The 21,326-nt window shown below is 61.9% G+C and carries 24 protein-coding genes; 1 reads left to right on the forward strand and 23 read right to left on the reverse strand.

All coding sequences use genetic code 11. The features are described 5' to 3' along the window. Positions 1–158 precede the first annotated feature (158 nt). Positions 159–1,199: a glutamine synthetase beta-grasp domain-containing protein gene (locus NKI49_RS30830; RefSeq protein WP_352601788.1), complete on the reverse strand. Its 1,041-nt coding sequence runs from the start codon at positions 1,197–1,199 to the stop codon at positions 159–161. A gap of 317 nt (positions 1,200–1,516) precedes the next feature. Here NKI49_RS30830 and NKI49_RS30835 point away from each other — a divergent pair, with 317 nt between their 5' ends. Next, positions 1,517–1,714: a DUF2735 domain-containing protein gene (locus NKI49_RS30835; RefSeq protein WP_352601790.1), complete on the forward strand. Its 198-nt coding sequence runs from the start codon at positions 1,517–1,519 to the stop codon at positions 1,712–1,714. Between the two features lie 99 nt (positions 1,715–1,813). Here NKI49_RS30835 and NKI49_RS30840 read toward each other — a convergent pair whose 3' ends face one another. The 22 genes from NKI49_RS30840 to rpsN form a co-directional block, all read right to left on the reverse strand. Continuing rightward, positions 1,814–3,703 carry an MFS transporter gene (locus NKI49_RS30840; protein ID WP_352601792.1) on the reverse strand — a complete coding sequence of 630 codons (1,890 nt, stop codon included), beginning with the start codon at positions 3,701–3,703 and terminating at the stop codon, positions 1,814–1,816. 191 nt (positions 3,704–3,894) lie between these two features. Beyond that, positions 3,895–4,686, reverse strand: a complete 792-nt coding sequence (locus NKI49_RS30845) for an ATP12 family chaperone protein (protein ID WP_352601794.1) — start codon at positions 4,684–4,686, stop codon at positions 3,895–3,897. An 11-nt stretch (positions 4,687–4,697) separates the two neighbouring features. After that, positions 4,698–5,570 (reverse strand): DMT family transporter, encoded by an 873-nt coding sequence (locus NKI49_RS30850; protein ID WP_352602023.1) that lies wholly within the window; start codon positions 5,568–5,570, stop codon positions 4,698–4,700. Positions 5,571–5,617: 47 nt separating this feature from the next. Further along, entirely contained in the window at positions 5,618–6,598 is a 981-nt protein-coding gene (locus tag NKI49_RS30855; RefSeq protein ID WP_027026977.1) for an RluA family pseudouridine synthase, read from the reverse strand. A gap of 60 nt (positions 6,599–6,658) precedes the next feature. After that, positions 6,659–7,033 carry a fluoride efflux transporter CrcB gene (gene crcB, locus NKI49_RS30860; protein ID WP_352601796.1) on the reverse strand — a complete coding sequence of 125 codons (375 nt, stop codon included), beginning with the start codon at positions 7,031–7,033 and terminating at the stop codon, positions 6,659–6,661. A 118-nt stretch (positions 7,034–7,151) separates the two neighbouring features. Beyond that, positions 7,152–8,813, reverse strand: a complete 1,662-nt coding sequence (locus tag NKI49_RS30865; protein WP_352601798.1) for a hypothetical protein — start codon at positions 8,811–8,813, stop codon at positions 7,152–7,154. A gap of 327 nt (positions 8,814–9,140) precedes the next feature. Next, positions 9,141–9,971, reverse strand: coding sequence for an aspartyl/asparaginyl beta-hydroxylase domain-containing protein (locus NKI49_RS30870; RefSeq protein WP_352601800.1), 831 nt, complete (start codon positions 9,969–9,971; stop codon positions 9,141–9,143). A gap of 150 nt (positions 9,972–10,121) precedes the next feature. Next, positions 10,122–11,429, reverse strand: coding sequence for a replication-associated recombination protein A (locus NKI49_RS30875; protein ID WP_352601802.1), 1,308 nt, complete (start codon positions 11,427–11,429; stop codon positions 10,122–10,124). Positions 11,430–11,469: 40 nt separating this feature from the next. Next, entirely contained in the window at positions 11,470–12,960 is a 1,491-nt protein-coding gene (locus NKI49_RS30880; protein ID WP_352601804.1) for a DegQ family serine endoprotease, read from the reverse strand. Positions 12,961–13,139: 179 nt separating this feature from the next. Then, positions 13,140–13,571: a 50S ribosomal protein L17 gene (gene rplQ / locus NKI49_RS30885; protein WP_352601806.1), complete on the reverse strand. Its 432-nt coding sequence runs from the start codon at positions 13,569–13,571 to the stop codon at positions 13,140–13,142. A 95-nt stretch (positions 13,572–13,666) separates the two neighbouring features. Further along, on the reverse strand, positions 13,667–14,677 hold the full coding sequence (locus NKI49_RS30890) for a DNA-directed RNA polymerase subunit alpha (RefSeq protein WP_027026970.1): 1,011 nt from the start codon (positions 14,675–14,677) through the stop codon (positions 13,667–13,669). Positions 14,678–14,775: 98 nt separating this feature from the next. Next, positions 14,776–15,165, reverse strand: coding sequence for a 30S ribosomal protein S11 (gene rpsK / locus NKI49_RS30895; RefSeq protein ID WP_006205444.1), 390 nt, complete (start codon positions 15,163–15,165; stop codon positions 14,776–14,778). A gap of 158 nt (positions 15,166–15,323) precedes the next feature. Then, the gene (gene rpsM, locus NKI49_RS30900) at positions 15,324–15,692 is read right to left on the reverse strand and encodes a 30S ribosomal protein S13 (RefSeq protein WP_013531437.1); all 369 of its coding nucleotides are present in this window, start codon (positions 15,690–15,692) and stop codon (positions 15,324–15,326) included. Positions 15,693–15,897: 205 nt separating this feature from the next. Continuing rightward, entirely contained in the window at positions 15,898–16,503 is a 606-nt protein-coding gene (locus NKI49_RS30905; RefSeq protein ID WP_352601809.1) for an adenylate kinase, read from the reverse strand. After that, positions 16,500–17,840 (reverse strand): preprotein translocase subunit SecY, encoded by a 1,341-nt coding sequence (secY, locus tag NKI49_RS30910; RefSeq protein WP_027026968.1) that lies wholly within the window; start codon positions 17,838–17,840, stop codon positions 16,500–16,502. Before secY ends, NKI49_RS30905 begins: the two co-directional genes overlap by 4 nt. 192 nt (positions 17,841–18,032) lie before the next feature. Beyond that, positions 18,033–18,506, reverse strand: coding sequence for a 50S ribosomal protein L15 (rplO, locus tag NKI49_RS30915; protein ID WP_352601811.1), 474 nt, complete (start codon positions 18,504–18,506; stop codon positions 18,033–18,035). A 22-nt stretch (positions 18,507–18,528) separates the two neighbouring features. Beyond that, a complete protein-coding gene (gene rpmD, locus NKI49_RS30920; RefSeq protein ID WP_006205449.1) occupies positions 18,529–18,726 on the reverse strand; it encodes a 50S ribosomal protein L30 in 198 nt (65 codons plus the stop codon). Positions 18,727–18,750: 24 nt separating this feature from the next. Continuing rightward, complete coding sequence (gene rpsE / locus NKI49_RS30925; protein ID WP_006333394.1) at positions 18,751–19,314, reverse strand: 30S ribosomal protein S5; 564 nt, start codon at positions 19,312–19,314, stop codon at positions 18,751–18,753. Positions 19,315–19,468: 154 nt separating this feature from the next. Further along, on the reverse strand, positions 19,469–19,828 hold the full coding sequence (gene rplR / locus NKI49_RS30930; RefSeq protein WP_352601813.1) for a 50S ribosomal protein L18: 360 nt from the start codon (positions 19,826–19,828) through the stop codon (positions 19,469–19,471). A 138-nt stretch (positions 19,829–19,966) separates the two neighbouring features. Continuing rightward, positions 19,967–20,500 carry a 50S ribosomal protein L6 gene (gene rplF, locus NKI49_RS30935; protein ID WP_013895694.1) on the reverse strand — a complete coding sequence of 178 codons (534 nt, stop codon included), beginning with the start codon at positions 20,498–20,500 and terminating at the stop codon, positions 19,967–19,969. 91 nt (positions 20,501–20,591) lie between these two features. Further along, positions 20,592–20,990 carry a 30S ribosomal protein S8 gene (gene rpsH / locus NKI49_RS30940; protein WP_006205453.1) on the reverse strand — a complete coding sequence of 133 codons (399 nt, stop codon included), beginning with the start codon at positions 20,988–20,990 and terminating at the stop codon, positions 20,592–20,594. 12 nt (positions 20,991–21,002) lie between these two features. Next, positions 21,003–21,308, reverse strand: a complete 306-nt coding sequence (rpsN, locus tag NKI49_RS30945; protein ID WP_010909282.1) for a 30S ribosomal protein S14 — start codon at positions 21,306–21,308, stop codon at positions 21,003–21,005. Positions 21,309–21,326 lie beyond the last annotated feature (18 nt).

Below are 21,326 nucleotides of genomic sequence, written 5' to 3' on the forward strand. Positions count from 1 at the left end.
CCCCGCCTCACGACGACGCCCTTGCGCTTCGCTAACCCTTCGCCGCCATCAGGCTGGGTAGAGGACTTACACCTCCGAGCTGTCGATCATGCTCGGCACACAACAAAAACCCCGACGCATGGAGCGCCGGGGCCTTTGTTTCACCGATGCCGCGATGGTTACGCGGCAGCCGATACCTGGGCGCTCGCCGGCACCGAGGCGATCGTCTTCAGGATCTGCGAAGCGATCTGGTAGGGGTCGCCCTGCGAGTTCGGGCGGCGGTCTTCCAGATAGCCCTTGTAGTCGTTCTTGACGAAGGAATGCGGGACGCGGATCGAGGCGCCGCGGTCGGCGATGCCATAGCTGAACCTGTTCCACGGCGCGGTCTCGTGCTTGCCGGTCAAACGCTTGTCGTTGTCAGGGCCGTAGACGGCGATGTGGTCCATCAGGTTCTTGTCGAAAGCGGCCATCAGCGCTTCGAAATAGGCCTTGCCGCCGACTTCGCGCATATAGGAGGTCGAGAAGTTGGCGTGCATGCCAGAGCCGTTCCAGTCGGTGTCGCCGAGCGGCTTGCAGTGGTACTCGATATCGATGCCGTATTTCTCGGTCAGGCGCTGCATGAGATAGCGGGCCATCCACATCTGGTCGGCGGCTTTCTTGGAGCCCTTGCCGAATATCTGGAATTCCCACTGGCCCTTGGCAACCTCGGCATTGATGCCTTCGTGGTTGATGCCGGCCGCGAGGCAGAGATCGAGGTGCTCCTCGACGATCTGGCGGGCGACGGAGCCGACATTGGAGTAACCGACGCCGGTGTAGTACGGACCCTGCGGTGCGGGGTAGCCACTCTCCGGGAAGCCGAGCGGACGGCCGTCCTTGTAGAAGAAATATTCCTGCTCGAAGCCGAACCAGGCGCCCTCGTCATCGAGGATGGTGGCGCGCTTGTTCGAGGCATGCGGGGTGACGCCATCCGGCATCATGACTTCGCACATGACCAGCACGCCGTTGGTGCGGGCCGGGTCCGGATAGGCGGCGACCGGCTTCAGCACGCAGTCGGAGCTGTGCCCCTCGGCCTGCATCGTCGACGAGCCGTCAAAGCCCCACAGGGGAAGCTGCTCCAGCGTCGGGAATTCCGCATAGTCCTTGACCTGCGTCTTGCCGCGAAGGTTGGGGACCGGGGTGTATCCATCGAGCCAAATGTACTCGAGCTTGTATTTCGTCATTCTAGCCTCTCGTTGCTTGATCACCGAACACTGAACGGCGTCGACATGCGTCTGCCACCAGCAGCCGGCCCTGCCGGTTCACTAAAATGCAAGTCGTGTGCCACTCTCGTCCCGAAGGGTGCGGCAAAATTGACGTCGCATTCGGCTGAAGTCGGCAAGCCGCCTAAGCAATGCGCCCGGATCGATCACAGTCACAAATTGCATAAATATTAGGCAAATACTGATCTTTTCGTGGGCATATTGCCTAACTTGATTGCAGACCTTATCTTCGGGACAAGTTGAATCGACAAGGTTCGGCAGAAGAAAGGAGCCCGGCAATGGAAATCGTTTCCGCCCGTCCGTCGGCCAAAATTCTGATGTTCCCGGCGGCAGCGCGCGCCTCTGCCTCAAATTTGAGCGGAAAGGCTAAGTTTGCAGCAGAGCTTGCCTCGCTGCGCGGCGCCCGAACCGATTTCGGCGATGGCTGGTACCATGAGGCAGCCATCGAGGAAGAGGCCCAGGGGCGCAAGAGCTGACCGCAAGGCCAGCCAGCCTTCGGCAGCGAATTGGCCTGGATAAATTGAAAGCCCGGCGCGATCGCTCGCGCCGGGCTTTTTCAAGGCTGTTGTGCCGGATTACTGCTTGGTATTCAGATCGGTGCCGAGCGTATCCTTGACGAAGATCATGCCGATGATCAGGGACATCGCCGCGATCACCACCGGATACCAAAGGCCGTAATAGATATCGCCCCTGTAGGCGCTGAGCGCGAACACGGTCGCCGGCAGCAGGCCGCCGAACCAGCCATTGCCGATGTGATAAGGCAGCGACATGCCGGTGTAGCGGATGCGGGTCGGGAACATCTCGACCAGGATCGCCGCGATCGGCCCGTAGACCATGGTCACGAACAGCACCAGGATGAACAGGATGCCGATCGTCATCGGCCAGTTCACGGCCGCCGGATCGGCGAACATGGCGAAGGGACCACCGCCGGGTATGTTGTAGGCGGTGACCTCGGCGGCGCCGGCAGCCTCGTCGGCGGTCACCAGCTTGTCCTTGACCGCCTGATCGACCGGTACCGTCGCTTTCTCGCCGCCGCGGATGGTGGTGGCATCTAGCTTCAGTTCCGGATTGGCCGCGATGAAGGCGTCGAGCTTCTGGTCGGCAACCTTGATCGCCGCGCGCCTCAGCGGATAGCCGCTGTCTTGGAGCGACATGTTGACGGCCTTGACGAAGGCCGCGTCCTTGGCCTTGGCCTGATCGCCGGCGGCGATGGCGTCATAGGACTCCACCGTCTCGTTGCCGATCTTGACCGACGCCGCCGTTCCGGCCGCGGCCGTCGAGACCACGTCAAAGGGAACCGAGTTCTTGGTCAGGAACGAGGTTGCGATGTCGCAGGAGGTTGTGAACTTGGCAGTGCCGACAGGATTGAACTGGAACCTGCAATCGCCGGGTGCCGCCGTCACCGTCGCGCGCGTATTCTGTTGGGCGGTGGCGAGCGCCGGATTGGCGGCCCAGGTCAACGCCTTGAACAGCGGGAAGGTGCAGACGATGGCGAGCGCGAGGCCAGCCATGATGATCGGCTTGCGGCCGATCTTGTCGGACAGCCAACCGAAGACGACGAAGAAGATCGAGCCGATAGCCAGCGCGATGGCGATCATGATGTTGACCGACTGAGCGTCGACTTTCAGCACGTTCTGCAGGAAGAACAGAGCGTAGAACTGGCCGTTGTACCAGACGACGGCCTGGCCGGCGGTGAGGCCGAGCAGCGCCAGCAGGGCGATCTTGGCGTTCTTCCACTGGCCGAAGGCTTCCGAGAGCGGCGCCTTGGAGCCCTTCCCTTCTTCCTTCATTTTCTGGAACGTCGGCGATTCGGAGAGAGACAGCCGGATCCAGATCGAAACGGCGAGCAGCACGAACGAGACGATGAAAGGAATGCGCCAGCCCCAGGCTGCGTAGGTTTCCTTGCTCTGTGACCCCTGGACGATCAGGATGACGATCAGCGACAGGAACAGGCCGAGTGTCGCCGTCGTCTGGATCCACGATGTGTAGAAACCGCGGCGGTCGTCGGGCGCATGCTCGGCAACATACGTCGCGGCACCGCCATATTCACCACCGAGTGCCAGCCCCTGCAGCATGCGCAGGATGATCAGGATCACGGGCGCCGCGATTCCCAGCGTCGCATATCCAGGCAGCAGGCCGACCAGGAAGGTCGACAGGCCCATGATCGTCATGGTGACGAGGAAAGTGTATTTGCGGCCGACAAGATCGCCGATGCGGCCGAACAGCAGTGCGCCGAACGGACGGACGAGGAAGCCAGCGGCAAAGGCCAGCAGCGCGAAGATGTTGCGCGTCGCCTCGGGAATGGTCGGGCTGAAAAAGGTCGATCCGATGAAGGCGGCCAGCGAGCCGTAGAGATAGAAATCGTACCATTCGAAAACAGTGCCGAGCGAGGAAGCGAAGATGACCTTCTTCTCCTCCCGCGTCATGCCGCGGCTCTTTCCGCCGGCGGTCGATGCGATTGCCATTGATATATCCTCCCGTGAGACCCGTGTCCTCGATGCGCGCCAAAGTCCGCGTTCTCCTCCAAACGCAGACTCAGAAAGTGGAGCCATCACGGAAAAAATGACAGAAAGTGCTGCCCAACGGCAACGCGTCTTTGGGATTATGACTTTGGTATTAGGTGCAGTGCGGCATCAACCCGTACGAGTTGCGCACGTCAGCCCTTGAGCGCTTCGAGGAGGCCGACGGCGGCCATCATGTCGCGCTTGCGGGCGGAACGGCGCGCGACTGCTTCGGCGTCCTGCCCCCAATGCTTGACCTGCCAATCCTCGTCGACATGGCCGGCGGCCCAGGCCGCCTCGCCGTCGAGTTCGCCGAAATCGACGGCCAGCGCCAACAGCGCCGAACCGGTCAGCGAGGTCATGACGTGAATGGCGGCAAGGCGCAGAGGCTCGGCGCGCTGGCTGAGATGGGCGCCAAGCACCGCGATGGACTCGCGGGGCTGCTCGACATGAATGATCCCCTCGGCGAGATTGAAGCGAGCTCCAAGTGCGGCCCGTGCCCAATCGAGAACCGGGTCCCAATGCTGGTTCTGCCGCTCGACCAGACCCTGCGGCACATCGGCGCGATAGCAGAGCAGGTCCGACGAGGCAAAGCGCAATATGTCCTCCAGCACCGCCTGGGGATCGTTGGCGACACCGTCCAGAGCAGTGTTGACCAAGCGCATCACCGGCATCGTCACCGGATCGATGGTCTCGCCCTGGGCGGAGAATTCATCTGCGACCAACAACGCCGCCTTCTCGGTCGGCAACACCAGCAACGCCTTGCCTGGCGTGCGGACCGGCTTGCCGTCGAGATGGACGGCAAAACCGCTGTCCACAGGCGCGACCGAGACGGTCTTGTAGAAGCGCTTCGGCAGCGGCTTTCTCATCTGGATCTGGGCGCGGCGCACCGGATCCGGATCGGAAAGCTGTTTGCCCGTTTCGAGGTCGTTGAGGATATCGCGCATGGAAGTCTCTCTTATACCGGTATCAGCTTGCGCGCCGGCCGGTTGACGATGATCAGTCCGGCGGCAATCAGGCCGAGTGCCAGAAAGATGCGCATGGTCAGCGGCTCGTTCAAGAAAATCGCGCCGCATAGGACGCCGAAAACCGGCGACAGGAAGGTGAAACTGGACAAGCCCGACGCCGGATAGCGACGCAGCAGCCAGAACCAAAGCACATAGGTGAAGGCGACGATATAGATCGCCTGGAAAAGCAGCGCCAATGTCGGCAATACGGCAGGATCGCGAATGGGCGGACCGGCGAGAGGCAGCACCAGGAAGCCGACGATCGCGGCGCCGGCGAGCTGATAGAGCAGCAGTTTCTCCGCGCTCGCCTCGACCAGCTTCGACCGCTTGATGAGGATGTTGGTCAAGGCCCAGAAAAATCCGGAACCGAGGCTCAGGAGGTCGCCGAACAACATGTCGCCGCCACCGCCAAGTTTGTCCGAAAACACGGCTGCGAGGCCGGCGAAGGCCAGCAACAGGCCGAGGAATTTGCGCAAGGTGATCTGCTCGCCAAGCAGGAAATGGCCACCGACCAGCATCCAGAACGGCATCGTGTTGACCAGCAGCGTGTTGCGGGCAACGGTGGTGTGTTCCAGGCCGACATAGAGGCAGAGGAACTCGATGCCGAAAAGCACGCCCACGGCGACGCCGGCGAGCAATGTGCCGTCGCGCGTGAAGAGAGCGATGCCGCGCCAGCGGCACCAGAGGAAGACGCAGAAACCACCGATGATCGAGCGCGCGATCGACAGGAAAACCGGATCGTAGCCGGCATAGGAGATCTTGGCGGCGACGTAGTTCAGCCCCCAGGAAAAGGTCAGGCCGACCATGATGGCGGCGGCGGCCATGTCGACGGTTTCGCGCCGATCGAGCGCATGGCTGGCGCCGCTCAAGATCAGTCCTCCGCGCTGGCGTCGTCGAAACCGATCAGGTTCCAGCTCTGGCGCATGTGCGGCGGCATCGGCGCGGTGACGTCGATGAAGCCCTTGTCCGGGTGCGGAATGACGATGCGACGGGCGTGCAGATGCAGGCGGTTTTGAATGCCGCCCGGAAAATCCCAGTTGGTGTCGGCCTCGAAATATTTCGGATCGCCGAGGATCGGGCAGCCGATGTAAGCGGCATGAACACGAAGCTGGTGGGTGCGGCCGGTATAGGGCTCCATTTCCAGCCAGGTCATCGTCTGCGCCGCCTGCTCGATGATGCGGTAGTAGGACACGGCATGGTCGGCGCCTTTTTCGCCATGCGCGGCGATGCGCACGCGGTCGCCGTCGGGTGTCGGCTCCTTGATCAGCCAGGTCGAGATCTTGTCCTCGCGCTTGGGCGGCACGCCCTTGACCAGCGCCCAATAGGTCTTCTTGGTCTCTCGCGCGCGGAACGCCTCCGAGAGCTTCATCGCGGCCAGCCGCGTACGGGCAACGACCAGCACGCCCGACGTATCGCGATCGAGCCGGTGGACCAGCCGAGGCTTCTCGCCTTTCTGGTTGCGCCAGGCCTCCAGCATGTCGTCGACGTTGCGGGTGACGCCCGAACCGCCCTGCACCGCAAGGCCCGCCGGCTTGTTGAAGACGAAGACCTTAGGATCCTCGTGGATCAGCATCTTCGCCAAAACGTCGGCATCGCCCTGGTTGCGGATCGAATGACCAGTCAGCGCGCTCTCGCCTTTCTTGTCCACCTCGAGCGGCGGAACGCGCACCATCTGGCCCGGCTCGACGCGGGTATCGGCCTTGACCCGGCCGCCATCGACTCGGATCTGGCCGGAGCGCAGCAACTTCTGCAGATGGCCGAAGCCGAGGCCCGGGAAATGGGTTTTGAACCAGCGGTCGAGCCGCATGCCCGCCTCGCCGGCCTCTACCGTGATCTGTTCAACGCCTGCCATGTTTTCTTCGCTTACCTGTTTCCTGAGCAGGCTCGGCCTGCCTTTGGCGCGGCAATAGCATTAAGGCAGGCCTCTTGCGAGCCAAAGTCCCAGAAACAGGGCGATAATGGCGCCAATGACGCTGGCCAACGCATATCCGAACGCCGGCAGCGTGGCTCCTCGCTCCCACAAGGTCGCGAAATCGAGCGAAAAGGCGGAAAAGGTGGTGAACCCGCCAAGGATGCCGGTGGCGACGAAAAGCCTGAGTTCGCTCGATCCGCCACGGCGCGCCAGGGTGGCGATGAACAGGCCCATGGCCAAGGAGCCGACGATGTTGATGACCATCGTGCCCCAGGGATAATTCGGGCCGACGAGGCGCAGCGCGCCCATATTGGCCAGGTGGCGCATGCCGGCGCCGATGCCGCCGCCGATCGCAATGAGAAGCAGATTGAACATGACCGTTTACTGCCCCTGTCGGGGCGGCAAGGTCAATCCCTCGAGCCGAACGTGTTCCGCCGGACAGCGCAGGCAGAGCGGCCAGCCTGGGCCACGCGCAAACTCGTTCACGTGATCGTCACCACTCCGGCGTCGTCCAACCAGGATATTTCTTCCTGAACTCGCCGTAGAGCGCGTCGATTTCCGCTTTGCTCACCGGACGCACCTGCTCATAAAGGTAACCGGTAACGCCGCCGGACAACTGATACGTCGCAATGCGCTTGTAGGCGGCACCGATGCCTTTCCCTTCGAGAATGTACTGGTTCGGTGTTGTGACGCAGATCTGAGCACCCGGTTGCAAATGGGTGACTGGACGATCGGTCACGACAACAAATCTGGATTTCAACGCTTCCGGTTGGAATTGGTCACGGCTATCAACCTGGCAGGACCATCCGACATACGCGAAAAGGTCTCGATTCATGCCAAACAAAAGCGAGTCGCTCATAGCCGGGCCAGAGGCAAATACCGAAAACCGGTCTTCGGGTCCCATTTTGCCGACAAGATCGGCAATCAGGCGTCTGTATTCGGGAAGATTGTCCAGGCGAAGCGGAAGCGTGTCTTCCCTGGCGAAGAAAACAGAGCCCACCGGCGACAGGACCTGACGGCCGGCCGGGAAAAAAGTGCCCCAAAATGCAAGTCCAGCAGCAGCAGCCACGGCTATCGTCGACCATCGCGATCTTAGCACCGGCACAGAAACGATCGCGACGATTGCTTGGACATAGGCAGGAAATAGCCAAAGAAACATCGGCAATGAATGATGGCGATCTGGATCCTGCATCCGGGTAAAAAGCAGAAAGGTGAGTACCGAGGCAACAGCGCATAACAAGGAAAACCTGTTGCCACGCACAACAGAGAAATAAAGCCCCAATGCAATCAACAGCCAATTCACATAGCTGAGCCGGGCTGCCATTTCGCCAAGCTGGGTGACGAAATTGGTCCTATATCCGCTGTAAAGATCGCCATAGCTGGTTCCCAGAATCCTGGCGATCAGCGGAAGCTGGAAATTCCATGCGGCTCCCAGGATAACCGCAACCGCACACAGTCCTGCCAGCGAAGCTTTCCGAAGACCCGGGAGGTCGCGGTCCCTCGCCACCTGCAACAGACAAAAGAACGCCGCAGAAATTGCGATCCCGATGACGGCGTAGGCGTACCAGCGGCGCAGCATGAAAGCCAACCACAGGCACGCGCCGACGGATATCGCGCTGATCACCGGTTCGCGGGTCAGAAACTTTGACTTCCAGAGAAAATAGGTCGCTGCAACAAGCGGGAGACATCCGGCAATGTCTGGCCACCCCCGAAGCGTTGCCGCCCATAGCGGGGTGTAGAGAAAGACCGCGATCCAGACCGCAAACCAGCTTCGAGATGGAGACGTCTCGGAGACCGCCTCCAGGTAGCTCATTCTTCCCATGAAGAGAGCCGTCGGGACCAGGTAAACCGTCACTATCGCGGCGATGTATGAAAGCCTCGAACCGCCAAAAAGCATGTGAAACGGCATCAACGGCACCAAGATTGCCGCGCTGTAGTCTTCCGTCGCGATGGAGGTGCCCAGTCGGCTCAGCCACTTGAGCGGGTTCTCGATCAGGAGCGCTCCCTCCCGGTTGAACACATTGAAATAGGCGGCGAAGTCCCAATAATAGACCGAATCCTCAAGATTTATGTACATGGCGCTGATGGCAACGCCCAGCAACACGGTGCCTATGTAGGTTCCGACCCAGAATCCCAGGGTTTTGTTGTTTGTCACTTGAGGTCGCCAGGAGAGAGGGAAGAGCCAGAACCGCCGAGGTCAGACCGAAACTACCGCCGATGCAGTTAAGAATCGTTCCGGCAGAACAGGAATCCCATGGGATTCATGTGATGAACTGTTGAAATCTTGAAAGGAAGTATGCTTGAACGCGCGGGCGCCGCAAGCGTTGAGCACGTCCCGGGGACCACAGGGGCAGCGTGCTGATAGTTCAGGGCTCGCCGATGTACGGCGACTTACGAGCGGCCCGCAACAGCAGCCAGATCTCACCCATGCGAACCGCCGAAACACTGCCGACAGCGCCCGGCAGCGCCGAGGAATTTCAGCTCAGGTGGTTTCGGTCTTCTTCGGCTTGGTCGAGCCGATCATCTTCCAGTTCTTATAGAACATCGAATTGATGCGTTCGACGCTCACCGAGACGACCGCGAGCATGCCCGCGATGAGCCGAGGGACCGGGGACGGGCGGATGATGTCCATGAACACGCAATAGCGGCGGCCGTCATACTCGTTGACCGAGCGATGCAGCAGCGTGTCGTCGAAGACGAACAGCGGATTGTCGTACCAGTAGTTCTTGACGTTGCCGCACTCGACGAAGATCTCCGACTTCACCGGGACCAGATTGTAGAGGATACGCAGGCTGAGCCGCAGCGGGCCGAAATGCCAGGAAGTCGATTCGCGCTTGCTGAAGACCGAAACCGCGATGGTCTTGATGTATTTGAAATCCTTGTTGAACTCGGCGACGTTATCGATCTTGTGCTTGCCGTACCACTGATAGACATACATGCCGCGCCGGCCGGCGCCGAAATTGGCGTCGATATCGGCGATGATCTCATCCTTGCGCGCCTTGAAGATGTCCAGGACCTCGTTGACCTCGCGCTGATAATCGGCGGGAAACTGCTCCAGCTTCCACACGCCGGGATTTCTGTAGCACAAGAGATCGACCAGCAGATTGAACGGCGAAAGCAGCCAGGTGAAAAGGCCATTGCCGAGGAAATAGCCGCTGAACAGGGACAAATCCTTCCTGTCGTTGCGCAGCACATCGATCAGGCCGCAAACGATGAAAATCGTCGTCAGAATGGGAACGAAATAGAACCCAAGGGCGAGAAGCGGGATGGCAATGGCAAATTTGCGAAGAGATTTGCGAAGGGTTTTTGTCATTTTTCCACGCGCGAAGCGCGATCCTGTTGCGAATGAGATGTGCCCGAACAACGGCAACGACCACCGCCCGGCGGCGCCGCCTTGATAAGGTCTTTTGGGCCGGTGCACAACGGCCATGGAAGCGCGAAGACCACCGGCCGCGCAAACCTGCTATTCCCGCTCTTTGCGCAGCTTCGCCCAATAGTCGAGCCGCTTCCTGATGTCGCGTTCGAAACCGCGCTCAGGCGGATCGTAGAAGGTCTGGCGGCCCATCTTCTCGGGAAAATAGTCCTGGCCCGAAAAGGCGTCCGGCTCGTCGTGATCGTACCTGTAGCCGGCGCCGTAATCCTCTTCTTTCATCAGCTTGGTCGGCGCGTTGAGGATGTGCTTCGGCGGCAGCAGCGAGCCGTGCTCCTTGGCGGCGCGTGTGGCCGCCTTGAAAGCGGTGTAGACGGCATTGGATTTGGGCGCGGTGGCGAGATAGACCGTCGCCTCGGCGAAAGCGAGTTCACCCTCCGGCGAGCCGAGATAATCGTAGGCGTCCTTGGCGGCATTGGCGACGACCAGTGCCTGCGGATCGGCAAGGCCGATGTCCTCCATCGCCATGCGCACCAGCCGGCGGCCGAGATATAGCGGATCTTCGCCGGCATCGAACATGCGCGCGAGATAGTAGAGCGCGGCATCGGGGTCCGAGCCGCGGACCGACTTGTGCAGTGCCGAGATGAGGTTGTAGTGGCCGTCCTGGCCCTTGTCGTAGATCGGCGCGCGGCGTTGCACGATGCGCTGCAGGCCCTCGGGATCGAATATCTCGCCCGGCTTGGCGGCGCGCCAGACTTCTTCCGCAAGGGTGAGAGACGCGCGACCATCGCCATCACTCATGCGGATGAGCATCGCCTTCGCATCGTCATCGAGCGGCAGCGCCCTGCCCTCGGTTTCCTCGGCGCGGGCCATCAGCTTGGCGATGCTTTCCTCGCCGAGCGAGTGGAAGACCAGCACCCGCGCACGCGACAGCAGGGCGGCGTTGAGTTCGAAGGATGGGTTTTCGGTTGTGGCGCCAACGAGCACGACCGTGCCGTCCTCCATGACCGGGAGAAAAGAATCCTGCTGGGCGCGGTTGAAGCGATGGATCTCGTCGACGAAAAGCAGGGTCTGGCGGCCGTTGGCGCGGCGCAGCTTGGCTGCCTCGAACACCTTCTTCAGGTCGGCCACGCCGGAAAACACCGCCGATATCTGCTCGAAGGCAAGGCTGGTTTCGCCGGCGAGCAACCTTGCCACCGTGGTCTTGCCGGTGCCGGGCGGGCCCCAAAAGATCATCGATCCGAGCGAGCCGGACCCGATCAGCCGGGTCAGCGCGCCGTCGGGGCCGGTCAGATGCTCCTGGCCGACGACCTCGCCAAGATTTCTTGGCCGCAGCCTGTCGGCCAGCGGCCGTCCGGGCGGCGGCTTTTCCGGTTCGTCAACGCTGAACAGATCGGCCATGCTTGTCTTCAGGTTGGAGCACGACCCTCCCGGATCGAACTCAGTAACGCAACACCTGGCGCAGTATCTGCCCGCCGCGCTCGACGGTAAAGCGCCACCAGCGCGTATCCTGCTGGGCGACCTGCGCCAGCACCGCCGCCGTATCGATGGTCGTACCGTTCACCTCGCGCACGATGTCGCCCGGCTGAAAGCCGAAATCTGCGGCCGGCGAATCGCGATTGATGTCGATCACCGTCACTCCCTTGATGTCGGTGCGCAGGCCGAGCTTCTGGGCAAGCCGTGGCGACAATTCCGCAACCTTGGCGCCCGAGAACGGGCTGCGGCCATGCAGCGTCACCTCGGAGAGTTTTGCGCCTTCCGGCGCGCGCTCCAGCGCGATGTCCATCGCCGCCTGCTGACCCTTGCTCAGCACCGCGAAATTGGCTTTGGTGCCGATCGACAGCGTCGCCATGCGATAATCCAGCGCCTCGATGCTCTCGACCGGCTTGCCGTTGATCTGCATCACGACGTCGCCCGGCTTCAATCCTGCCTTGCCCGCCGGCCCTGCCGCGTCGACGGACGAGACCAGCGCGCCGGTGGGCTTTTCCATGCCGAGCGATTCAGCGATCTGCGGCGTCACCGCTTCGAACTCGGCGCCGATATAGGGGCGCTCGAAGAAATCCAGACCGGCCTTGGCGGCATCGGCGAAGGCCCGCACCATGTTGGCGGGGATGGCGAAGCCGATGCCGATAGAGCCGCCGCTGCGGCTGTAGATGGCGGTGTTGATGCCGACCAGCTGGCCGCCCATATTGATCAGCGCGCCGCCGGAATTGCCCGGATTGACGGCGGCATCGGTCTGGATGAAATAGCCGGAATCCGAAACGCCGATATGGCTGCGGGCAAGCGCCGAAACGATGCCGCTGGTGGTGGTCTGGCCGACACCAAAGGGATTGCCGATGGCCAACACCAGGTCACCGACCTCGAGCGCGTCGGAATCGCCGATGGCGATGACCGGGAACGGCTTGTCGGATTCGATCTTGAGCACGGCGAGATCCAGCGTCTCGTCCTTGAGCATCACCTTGCTGGTGAATTCACGCCCGTCGGCGGTCGCCACCTTGACCTCGTCGGCATCCTTGATGACGTGGAAGTTGGTGACGATGACGCCGCTCGGATCGACAAGCACGCCGGAGCCCAGCGATGACTGCGCTCGCGGCTGCGCACGGCCGAAAAACTCCTCGAAGAACGGATCGCCTTCGAAAGGCGACGTGACCTTGGCGGTCTGCGATGCATAGACATTGACTACGGCCGGCGCGGTCTGCTTGACCAGCGGTGCGAACGACAGCTGCACCTCCTCGCGGCCGAATGGCACGCGCTTGTCAGGCCCCGAGGTGGCGTTTTCGCCTTCCACGCCGTGCAAGAGGTCAGTCAGCACATCGGACAGCCCGGGATCGGCCTTGGGCGCCTCCTCGGCAAGCGCCTGCCTGACTGTCGGCGCGGCTGCGAACGCCAGCATCGCGCAGAGCAGAACAAGGGACAGTCTTTTGGCGCGCATCGCGAATCCTCCGGGGCGAGTTCGGGGGCATTGTCCCGACGAATGTGCAAAATAAAAGGCTAAGCCGCTGAAATCCGATTATTTTTGCAGCCAGCGGGTCAGCATGAGCGCGCCTTGGCGCACCCGAACAAGAAAAAGGGGCCCGCAGGCCCCTTCAATTCACTTCGAAAGACCGAGCCTTATGCGGCCGCGGCTTCCGCGTCGGTGCCTTCGGCCTCGAGACGGGCGCGGTCGCCGGCGCCCTTGGCATCCGGGTCGCGGTCGACGAACTCGATAACGGCCATCGCCGCATTGTCGCCGTGGCGGAAGCCCGCCTTCATGATGCGCAGGTAGCCGCCGTTGCGGGTGGCGTAGCGCGGGGCGATGGTGTCGAACAGGCGCTTGACGACGCCTTCATTGCCGATCTGCGCGATCACCTGGCGGCGGGCGTGCAGGTCGCCGCGCTTGCCGAGCGTTACCAGCTTCTCGACGATCGGACGCAGGTCCTTCGCCTTGGGCAGCGTGGTGACGATCTGCTCGTGTTCGAGCAGCGACACGGCCAGGTTTGCAAACATCGACTTGCGATGGCTTATGCTGCGGGCGAACCGGCGGCCTTTAAATCCATGGCGCATGGCTCTTCTCCTTCATTCCGGGTTCAGAGGCAGGCGCCTCTTGTTGGTTAGCCGCATGATCTCCCGAAAAGTCGCGCGACCTTTCGGGATCATGCTCAATATTGATCTTCGTAACGCTTGGCGAGGTCTTCGATGTTTTCCGGCGGCCAATCCGGCACTTCCATGCCGAGGTGGAGGCCCATCGCCGCCAGGACTTCCTTGATCTCGTTCAGCGACTTGCGGCCGAAGTTCGGGGTGCGCAGCATCTCGGCTTCGGTCTTCTGGATGAGATCGCCGATGTAGACGATGTTGTCGTTCTTCAGGCAGTTGGCCGAACGCACCGAAAGCTCGAGCTCGTCGACCTTCTTGAGCAGCGCCGGGTTGAAGGCGAGCTCGGTGACGGCTTCGGTGGCAACCTCCTTCTGCGGCTCGTCGAAGTTGACGAACAGGCCAAGCTGGTCCTGCAGGATGCGCGCGGCGAAAGCCACGGCGTCTTCGCCCGAGATCGAACCGTCGGTCTCGAGGGTCATGGTCAGCTTGTCATAATCGAGAACCTGACCCTCGCGGGTGTTCTCCACCTTGTAAGAGACCTTCTTGACCGGCGAGTACAGGCTGTCGACCGGGATCAGGCCGATCGGCGCGTCCTCGGCGCGGTTGCGCTCGGCCGGCACATAGCCCTTGCCGGTGTCGACGGTGAATTCCATGCGGATCTCAGCGCCTTCGTCCAGCGTGCAGATGACGTGGTCGGGATTGAGGATCTCGACGTCGCCGACCGTCTGGATGTCGCCAGCCAGGACCGCACCCGGTCCCTGCTTGCGCACGACCATGCGCTTGGGGCCATCGCCTTCCATGCGGATGGCGATTTCCTTGATGTTCAGGACGATGTCGGTCACGTCCTCGCGCACGCCGGCGATGGACGAGAATTCATGCAGGACGCCATCGATCTGCACCGCGGTGACGGCCGCGCCACGCAGCGACGACAGGAGCACGCGACGCAGCGCATTGCCCAGCGTGAGGCCAAAGCCACGTTCGAGCGGCTCGGCGACCAGCGTGGTCAGCGTCTTCTTCTTCGACGAGAACTCGATTTTGTTCGGCTTGATCAGTTCTTGCCAATTTTTCTGGATCATAATGCTTTCCTTCCGTTGACCCGCCACCATCCAATCGTGGCGGGCGACCTGGAATACCGCGGAGGAACGCCTTGTAGCGTTCGCGCGGCGTTCAATAATTAGACGCGGCGCTTCTTGCGCGGGCGGCAGCCATTGTGCGGGATCGGCGTCACATCACGGATCGAGGTGATGGTGAAGCCGGCCGCCTGCAGGGCACGCAGAGCCGATTCACGACCCGAGCCAGGTCCGCAGACCTCGACTTCGAGCATGCGCATGCCGTGTTCCTGGGCCTTCTTGGCGACGTCCTCGGCAGCCATCTGGGCGGCGAACGGGGTCGACTTGCGCGAACCCTTGAAACCCTGGGCACCGGCCGACGACCAGGCAATCGAATTGCCCTGCGCGTCGGTGATGGTGATCATCGTGTTGTTGAAGGTCGAATTGACGTGGGCAACGCCCGACGAGATGTTCTTGCGTTCGCGACGGCGAACACGAGCGGCTTCCTTGGCCATGATAGTCCTTTCAGTTGATCTCTGCACCGCCGTAATGCCAGCGGCTCCACCTTCGTAAGGGAGTAGGGGAATAGGGCAGTAAGGGAGTAGGAAAGTACGGCCTGATCGGCGGGCATTCCCTACTGCCTTACTCCCCTACTCCCTTATTCCCCTAAAAATTACTTCTTCTTGCCGGCGATCGATTTGGCCGGGCCCTTGCGGGTACGTGCGTTGGTATGCGTGCGCTGACCGCGAACCGGCAGCGAACGGCGGTGACGCAGGCCGCGGTAGCAGCCGAGGTCCATGAGCCGCTTGATGTTCATCGACACTTCGCGGCGCAGGTCGCCCTCCACCTGATAGTCGCGGTCGATCGTCTCGCGGATCTGGAGCACTTCGGCGTCGGTCAACTGGTTGACGCGGCGCTCGGCCGGGATGCCGACCTTGTCGACGATCTCCTGGGCGAACCTCTTGCCAATGCCGTGAATATATTGAAGCGCAATGACGACGCGCTTGTTGGTCGGAATGTTGACGCCGGCTATACGAGCCATGTTCTCTCTTCTCCATATGGGCCGGCCAACCTTCGAAAAAAGGCAGGCCCGGCGCTTCAAGATTGCCCCGCGTCCGGTGGAGGCCGGCCCTTGCGGGTGTTTCCAGTTCAAAACGACTGCCTTGCCCTTGCGGACAAGCAAAGTTCACGCCTGATAGGAAGACGGGCCGCCATACCGCAGCGATCCGTCGCCGTCAAGCCAATTCTTAACTTTCCTCAGCCCCTTGTGCCGCCGCGGCGAGCACCGCCTCGATTTCGGCGGTCACCGCGTCGATGCTGGCCATGCCGTCGACGCCCTTGAGCTTGCCCTTGGCGTAGTAGTAGCCGGTCAGCGGTGCGGTCTTCTTGTAGTACTCGCGCAGACGCTCTTCGAACACCGCGGGATTGTCATCCTTGCGGACCGGCTGCCCGGCCGCCTTGGCCTCCTCGGCGCGCTTGACGATCCGGCCGACCAGGGCCCGGTCGTCGACGACCAGCTCGATCACCGTGTCGAGGCCGATGCCGCGTTCGCCGAGCATCGCCTCGACCGCGTCAGCCTGTGGCAGCGTGCGTGGATAGCCGTCGAGGATGAAGCCCCCGGCGCAGTCCGGCTGGTCGATGCGCTCGGCAACGATGGCGTTGACGATGGCGTCGGACACGAGTTCACCGGCATCCATCACCGCCTTGGCGCGCTTGCCGACTTCCGTTCCGGCCTGGACCGCGGCACGCAGCATGTCGCCCGTCGAAAGCTGGGGTATGCCGTGTTTTTCTACCAGTCTTTGTGCTTGTGTCCCCTTGCCCGCTCCTGGCGGCCCAAGCAAAATCAACCTCATCTGGCTTTCTTCCCCCCGCGGAGCTTCGACTTCTTGATCAGGCCTTCATACTGGTGCGCGATCAGGTGGCCCTGAATCTGCGCAACCGTATCGAGCGTGACACTGACCACGATCAGAAGCGATGTGCCACCGAGGTAGAATGGTACGCCAGTCGCCGAGATCAGGAACTCCGGCAGCAGGCACACCAGCACCAGATAGATGGCGCCGACGACGGTGATGCGGGTGAGAACGTAATCGATGTAATCGGCGGTGCGCTCTCCCGGACGATAGCCCGGGATGAAGCCCGAATGCTTCTTGAGCTGGTCGGCGGTGTCCTTCGGATTGAAGACAATCGCGGTGTAGAAGAAGGCGAAGAACACGATCATCGCCGCGTAGAAAGCCATGTAGAGCGGCTGGCCGTGGCCGAGCGAGGCCAGGATGGTGCTCGCCCAGGCCGGCATGTTCGTCGTCTGCGAGAAGCCGGCGATGGTGGCCGGCAGCAGGAGCAGCGACGAGGCGAAGATCGGCGGGATAACGCCCGACGTGTTGAGCTTGAGCGGCAGGTGCGAGGTATCGCCCTGGAACATGCGGTTGCCGACCTGGCGCTTCGGATACTGGATCAGCAAGCGGCGCTGGGCGCGCTCGAAGAACACGATGAGCGCGATGACGACGATGGCGAGCACGATGATCGCCAGGATCAGGCCGGTCGACAGCGCGCCGGTGCGGCCAAGTTCCAGCGTACCGGAGATGGCATGCGGCAGGCCGGCGACGATGCCGGAGAAGATGATCAGCGAAATGCCGTTGCCAATGCCGCGCGCGGTGATCTGCTCGCCGAGCCACATCAGGAACATGGTGCCGCCGACCAGCGTGACGACGGTCGAGATGCGGAAGAACATGCCGGGATCGCTGACGATGCCGTTGCCGCCCTCGAGGCCCACCGAAATGCCATAGGCCTGCACCAGCGCTAGAAGCACGGTGCCGTAGCGGGTGTATTGGTTGATGACCTTGCGGCCCTGCTCGCCTTCCTTCTTCAGCGCTTCCAGCGACGGGATGACCGAGGTCATCAGCTGCATGATGATGGAGGCGGAGATGTAAGGCATGATGCCGAGCGCAAAGATCGCCATGCGCTGCACGGCGCCGCCGGCGAACATGTTGAACATGCCGAGCACGCCCTTGCTCTGCGAGGAGAAGGCCTGCGCGAACGCGTCGGGGTTGATGCCCGGAAGCGGGATATAGGTGCCGAGACGATAGACGAGCAAGGCGCCGATCGTGAACCAGATGCGTTTCTTCAGATCCTCCGCCTTGGCGAAGGCCGAGAAATTCAGATTCGAGGCTAGTTGTTCAGCAGCCGAAGCCATGCCTGATTCTCCGCTTGGTAACGCTTGATGGCCCTGAGGTCAGGCGGCGCGTCGCACCGAAACTCACGAGATAAGCTCCGGGCTGTAAACATGCAAGCGGCCGCGTTGACGCGGCCGCCTGATTGAGCAGATCAAAGCGCGATCGCGAGCAAAAACGGTTCCCGCTCTTGCCGGCCGCGCTTCAAATTGCTGTTACTCGGCAGCCGCCGTCTCCGGCAACTTGACCGAGCCGCCGGCCTTTTCGATCTTCTCGATCGCGGCCTTGGAGGCACCGGCCACGTCGAAGGCGAGCTTCGCCTTGATCTCGCCGTCCGAGAGAATGCGCACGCCGTCCTTGACGCGACGGATGACGCCGGCAGCAACCAGCGATTCAGCCGTCACGGTTGCCTTGGCATCGAGCTTCTTGGCATCGATGGCCACCTGGATGCGGGCCAGCGAGACGACGGTAAAGCTCTTGGCGAAGATGTTGTTGAAGCCACGCTTCGGCAGGCGCCGATACAGCGGCATCTGGCCACCCTCGAAGCCGTTGACAGCAACGCCGGAGCGCGCCTTCTGGCCCTTGACGCCGCGACCGGCTGTCTTGCCCGAGCCGGAGCCGATGCCACGGCCGAGACGCTTCTTGGAGTGCGTCGCGCCGTCCTTGTCACGCAGATCGTTGAGTTTCATCTGAGTTCTCCTGCGCTTCTGATCAGCCCTCGTCCACGACGCGGACGAGATGCTGAACGGCAGCGATCATGCCGCGCACGGAAGGCGTATCTTCCAGGGTGCGCTGCTTGTGCATCTTGTTGAGGCCGAGGCCGACCAGCGTCGCGCGCTGCTCCTTCGGACGGCGGATCGGCGAACCGATCTGCTCAACGGTGATGGTCTTGGTTGCTTTCTTGGCCATGGTCAAAATCCCTGGTCAGATCGACTATTCTTCAGCCGCGACGGCGGTGCCGCGGCGGGCCTGAAGGGTCGAATACTTGATGCCGCGCGCGGCAGCCACATCCTTGGGATGCATCTGGCTCTTCAGCGCGTCGAAGGTGGCGCGAACCATGTTGTAGGGGTTCGACGAACCCATCGACTTGGCGACCACGTCATGCATACCGAGCGTCTCGAAGACGGCGCGCATCGGGCCGCCGGCGATGATGCCGGTACCCTGCTTGGCTGCGCGCAGCAGAACGCGTCCCGCGCCCCAGCGTCCTTCGACGTCGTGGTGCAGCGTGCGGCCCGAGCGCAGCGGCACGAAGATCATGTCGCGCTTAGCCGATTCGGTCGCCTTGCGGATGGCTTCCGGCACTTCGCGCGCCTTGCCGTGACCGAAGCCGACGCGGCCCTTCTGGTCGCCGACGACGACGAGTGCTGCAAAGCCGAAGCGGCGGCCACCCTTGACGACCTTGGCGACGCGGTTGATGTGGACGAGCTTGTCCACCATGCCGTCATCGCGCTCTTCACGATCGCGGCCGCGGCCGCCATCCCTACGTTCCTGTGCCATATCCTGTTCCTTGTTTTTTTCCGGAAGCACGGTTGCTGATAAGATCCGGCACCTCTGTGGGTTGCCGGGGGCGAAAATCATTTTTTCCTTTGCATGATCCTATCCGAAAGTCTGCAACTTTTTGCTGCGCTGACCTCCGGTTCGGGATCAAGCATTAGAAGCTCAGACCACCTTCGCGGGCAGCTTCGGCCAGTGCCTTGACGCGGCCGTGATAGATGTACGGACCGCGATCGAAGACGACTTCCTTGACGCCGGCCTTGGCGGCGCGCTCGGCGATCAGCTTGCCGATCGCGGCGGCGGCAGCAGTGTCGGCGCCGGTCTTGAGCGAACCTTTGAGGTCCTTCTCGAGCGTCGATGCGGCAGCGATGGTGTGGCCCTTGGCGTCGTCGATAACCTGAACATAGATGTTCTTCGACGTGCGGTGCACCGACAGGCGCGGACGCTCGCCGGCGACCTTCTTGATCTGGCGGCGGACGCGATGCGCGCGGCGCAGCGTGGCTTCTTTGGTACCCATGGTGGTCTTCCTTGCCTTCAAAAAACGGGGGCCGCCCTGTGCGGTAGGCGAAAGCGCCTCCCGCGACCGCTCCCCGCGGCGCTACACTTCTTGGCTTGGCCCTTTCCGAAAAGTCTGCGACTTTTCGGGGTCAACCCACTACTTCTTCTTGCCTTCCTTACGGACGATCTTCTCGCCGGCGTAACGGACGCCCTTGCCCTTGTAAGGCTCGGGACCACGATATTCGCGGATCTCGGCGGCAACCTGGCCGACCTGCTGCTTGTCGATGCCGGCCACGGTGATTTCGGTCGGCTTCGGCACCGTGATGGTGATGCCGGCCGGCGTCTCGTAGACGACGTCGTGGCTGAAGCCAAGCGCTAGCTGCAGGTTCTTGCCCTGAAGCGCGGCGCGATACCCGACGCCGGTGATCTCAAGCTTCTTCTCGAAGCCGTCCTTGACGCCCTGCAGAATGTTGACGATCTGCGTGCGCGACATGCCCCACTTGGAGCGGGCGGTCTTGGTCTGGTCGCGCGGCTGGACAGCGATCTCGCTGCCTTCCATCTTGACCAGCACTTCGTCGTTCACCACGAACTTCAGCTCGCCCTTGGGGCCCTTCGCCGTCACGGTCTGGCCGTTGACGGTCGCGGTCACGCCCTGCGGCAGCGAAACGGGTTTCTTTCCAATACGAGACATTTTGTTGTCCTCGTCACTTCTCTTGTTTCAGGTCTCTGTCTTCGGAACGATCCGAAGACCGGATTCCATTTTTCGGGATCGCGCTGCCAGATCAGAAGATCTGGCAGAGGATCTCCCCACCGACGTTCTGTTCGCGCGCTTCGTGGTCGGCCATCACGCCTTTCGGCGTCGAAAGGATGGCGATGCCGAGGCCGTTGGCGACATGCGGAATCGACTTGGCCGAAACGTAGACGCGGCGGCCCGGCTTCGAGACGCGGGCGATTTCGCGCACGACCGGCGCACCGTCGAAATACTTCAGCTCGATTTCGATTTCGGACTTGCCGTTGTCGAAGTCGGTCTGGCTGTAGTCGCGGATATAGCCTTCAGCCTTCAGCACGTCGAGGACGCGGGTACGCAGACGCGAGGCCGGGGTCGAGACACTCGACTTCTTGCGGCCATAGGCGTTGCGGATGCGGGTCAGCATATCGCCGAGAGGATCGCTCAATGACATGTTATGTCCTCCTTACCAGCTCGACTTGACCAGGCCCGGGATCTGGCCGTTATTGCCGAGATCCCGAAGCGCGATGCGCGATACTTTGAGCTTGCGATAGTAGGCGCGCGGACGGCCGGTGACTTCGCAGCGGTTGCGGATGCGGATCTTGGCCGAGTTGCGCGGCAGGGCAGCAAGCTTGAGCTGAGCGCGGAAACGCTCTTCCATCGGCTTGGACTGATCCATGATGATCGCCTTCAGGGCAGCGCGCTTGGGACCGTACTGGTCGGCAAGCTTGCGGCGCCTGTTGTTCTTCTCGACTGAGCTGGTCTTTGCCATTTCAGATTTTTCCTTTTC

Origin of the sequence: Mesorhizobium sp. M0587, from assembly GCF_040320945.1 — a bacterium.
In the GTDB taxonomy this organism is placed as follows: Bacteria; Pseudomonadota; Alphaproteobacteria; order Rhizobiales; family Rhizobiaceae; genus Mesorhizobium.

Excerpts from the sequence above, each read along its gene's own strand:
- NKI49_RS30830 (WP_352601788.1), bottom strand. The coding sequence starts at position 1,199 with ATGACGAAATACAAGCTCGAGTACATTTGGCTCGATGGATACACCCCG.
- NKI49_RS30835 (WP_352601790.1), top strand. The coding sequence starts at position 1,517 with ATGGAAATCGTTTCCGCCCGTCCGTCGGCCAAAATTCTGATGTTCCCG.
- NKI49_RS30840 (WP_352601792.1), bottom strand. The coding sequence starts at position 3,703 with ATGGCAATCGCATCGACCGCCGGCGGAAAGAGCCGCGGCATGACGCGG.
- NKI49_RS30845 (WP_352601794.1), bottom strand. The coding sequence starts at position 4,686 with ATGCGCGATATCCTCAACGACCTCGAAACGGGCAAACAGCTTTCCGAT.
- NKI49_RS30850 (WP_352602023.1), bottom strand. The coding sequence starts at position 5,570 with ATGGCCGCCGCCGCCATCATGGTCGGCCTGACCTTTTCCTGGGGGCTG.
- NKI49_RS30855 (WP_027026977.1), bottom strand. The coding sequence starts at position 6,598 with ATGGCAGGCGTTGAACAGATCACGGTAGAGGCCGGCGAGGCGGGCATG.
- crcB (WP_352601796.1), bottom strand. The coding sequence starts at position 7,033 with ATGTTCAATCTGCTTCTCATTGCGATCGGCGGCGGCATCGGCGCCGGC.
- NKI49_RS30870 (WP_352601800.1), bottom strand. The coding sequence starts at position 9,971 with ATGACAAAAACCCTTCGCAAATCTCTTCGCAAATTTGCCATTGCCATC.
- NKI49_RS30875 (WP_352601802.1), bottom strand. The coding sequence starts at position 11,429 with ATGGCCGATCTGTTCAGCGTTGACGAACCGGAAAAGCCGCCGCCCGGA.
- NKI49_RS30880 (WP_352601804.1), bottom strand. The coding sequence starts at position 12,960 with ATGCGCGCCAAAAGACTGTCCCTTGTTCTGCTCTGCGCGATGCTGGCG.
- rplQ (WP_352601806.1), bottom strand. The coding sequence starts at position 13,571 with ATGCGCCATGGATTTAAAGGCCGCCGGTTCGCCCGCAGCATAAGCCAT.
- NKI49_RS30890 (WP_027026970.1), bottom strand. The coding sequence starts at position 14,677 with ATGATCCAGAAAAATTGGCAAGAACTGATCAAGCCGAACAAAATCGAG.
- rpsK (WP_006205444.1), bottom strand. The coding sequence starts at position 15,165 with ATGGCCAAGGAAGCCGCTCGTGTTCGCCGTCGCGAACGCAAGAACATC.
- rpsM (WP_013531437.1), bottom strand. The coding sequence starts at position 15,692 with ATGGCTCGTATAGCCGGCGTCAACATTCCGACCAACAAGCGCGTCGTC.
- NKI49_RS30905 (WP_352601809.1), bottom strand. The coding sequence starts at position 16,503 with ATGAGGTTGATTTTGCTTGGGCCGCCAGGAGCGGGCAAGGGGACACAA.
- secY (WP_027026968.1), bottom strand. The coding sequence starts at position 17,840 with ATGGCTTCGGCTGCTGAACAACTAGCCTCGAATCTGAATTTCTCGGCC.
- rplO (WP_352601811.1), bottom strand. The coding sequence starts at position 18,506 with ATGAAACTCAACGATCTGCGTGACAAGGACGGCGCGACGCACTCCAAG.
- rpmD (WP_006205449.1), bottom strand. The coding sequence starts at position 18,726 with ATGGCCAAGAAAGCAACCAAGACCATCACCGTTGAGCAGATCGGTTCG.
- rpsE (WP_006333394.1), bottom strand. The coding sequence starts at position 19,314 with ATGGCACAGGAACGTAGGGATGGCGGCCGCGGCCGCGATCGTGAAGAG.
- rplR (WP_352601813.1), bottom strand. The coding sequence starts at position 19,828 with ATGGGTACCAAAGAAGCCACGCTGCGCCGCGCGCATCGCGTCCGCCGC.
- rplF (WP_013895694.1), bottom strand. The coding sequence starts at position 20,500 with ATGTCTCGTATTGGAAAGAAACCCGTTTCGCTGCCGCAGGGCGTGACC.
- rpsH (WP_006205453.1), bottom strand. The coding sequence starts at position 20,990 with ATGTCATTGAGCGATCCTCTCGGCGATATGCTGACCCGCATCCGCAAC.
- rpsN (WP_010909282.1), bottom strand. The coding sequence starts at position 21,308 with ATGGCAAAGACCAGCTCAGTCGAGAAGAACAACAGGCGCCGCAAGCTT.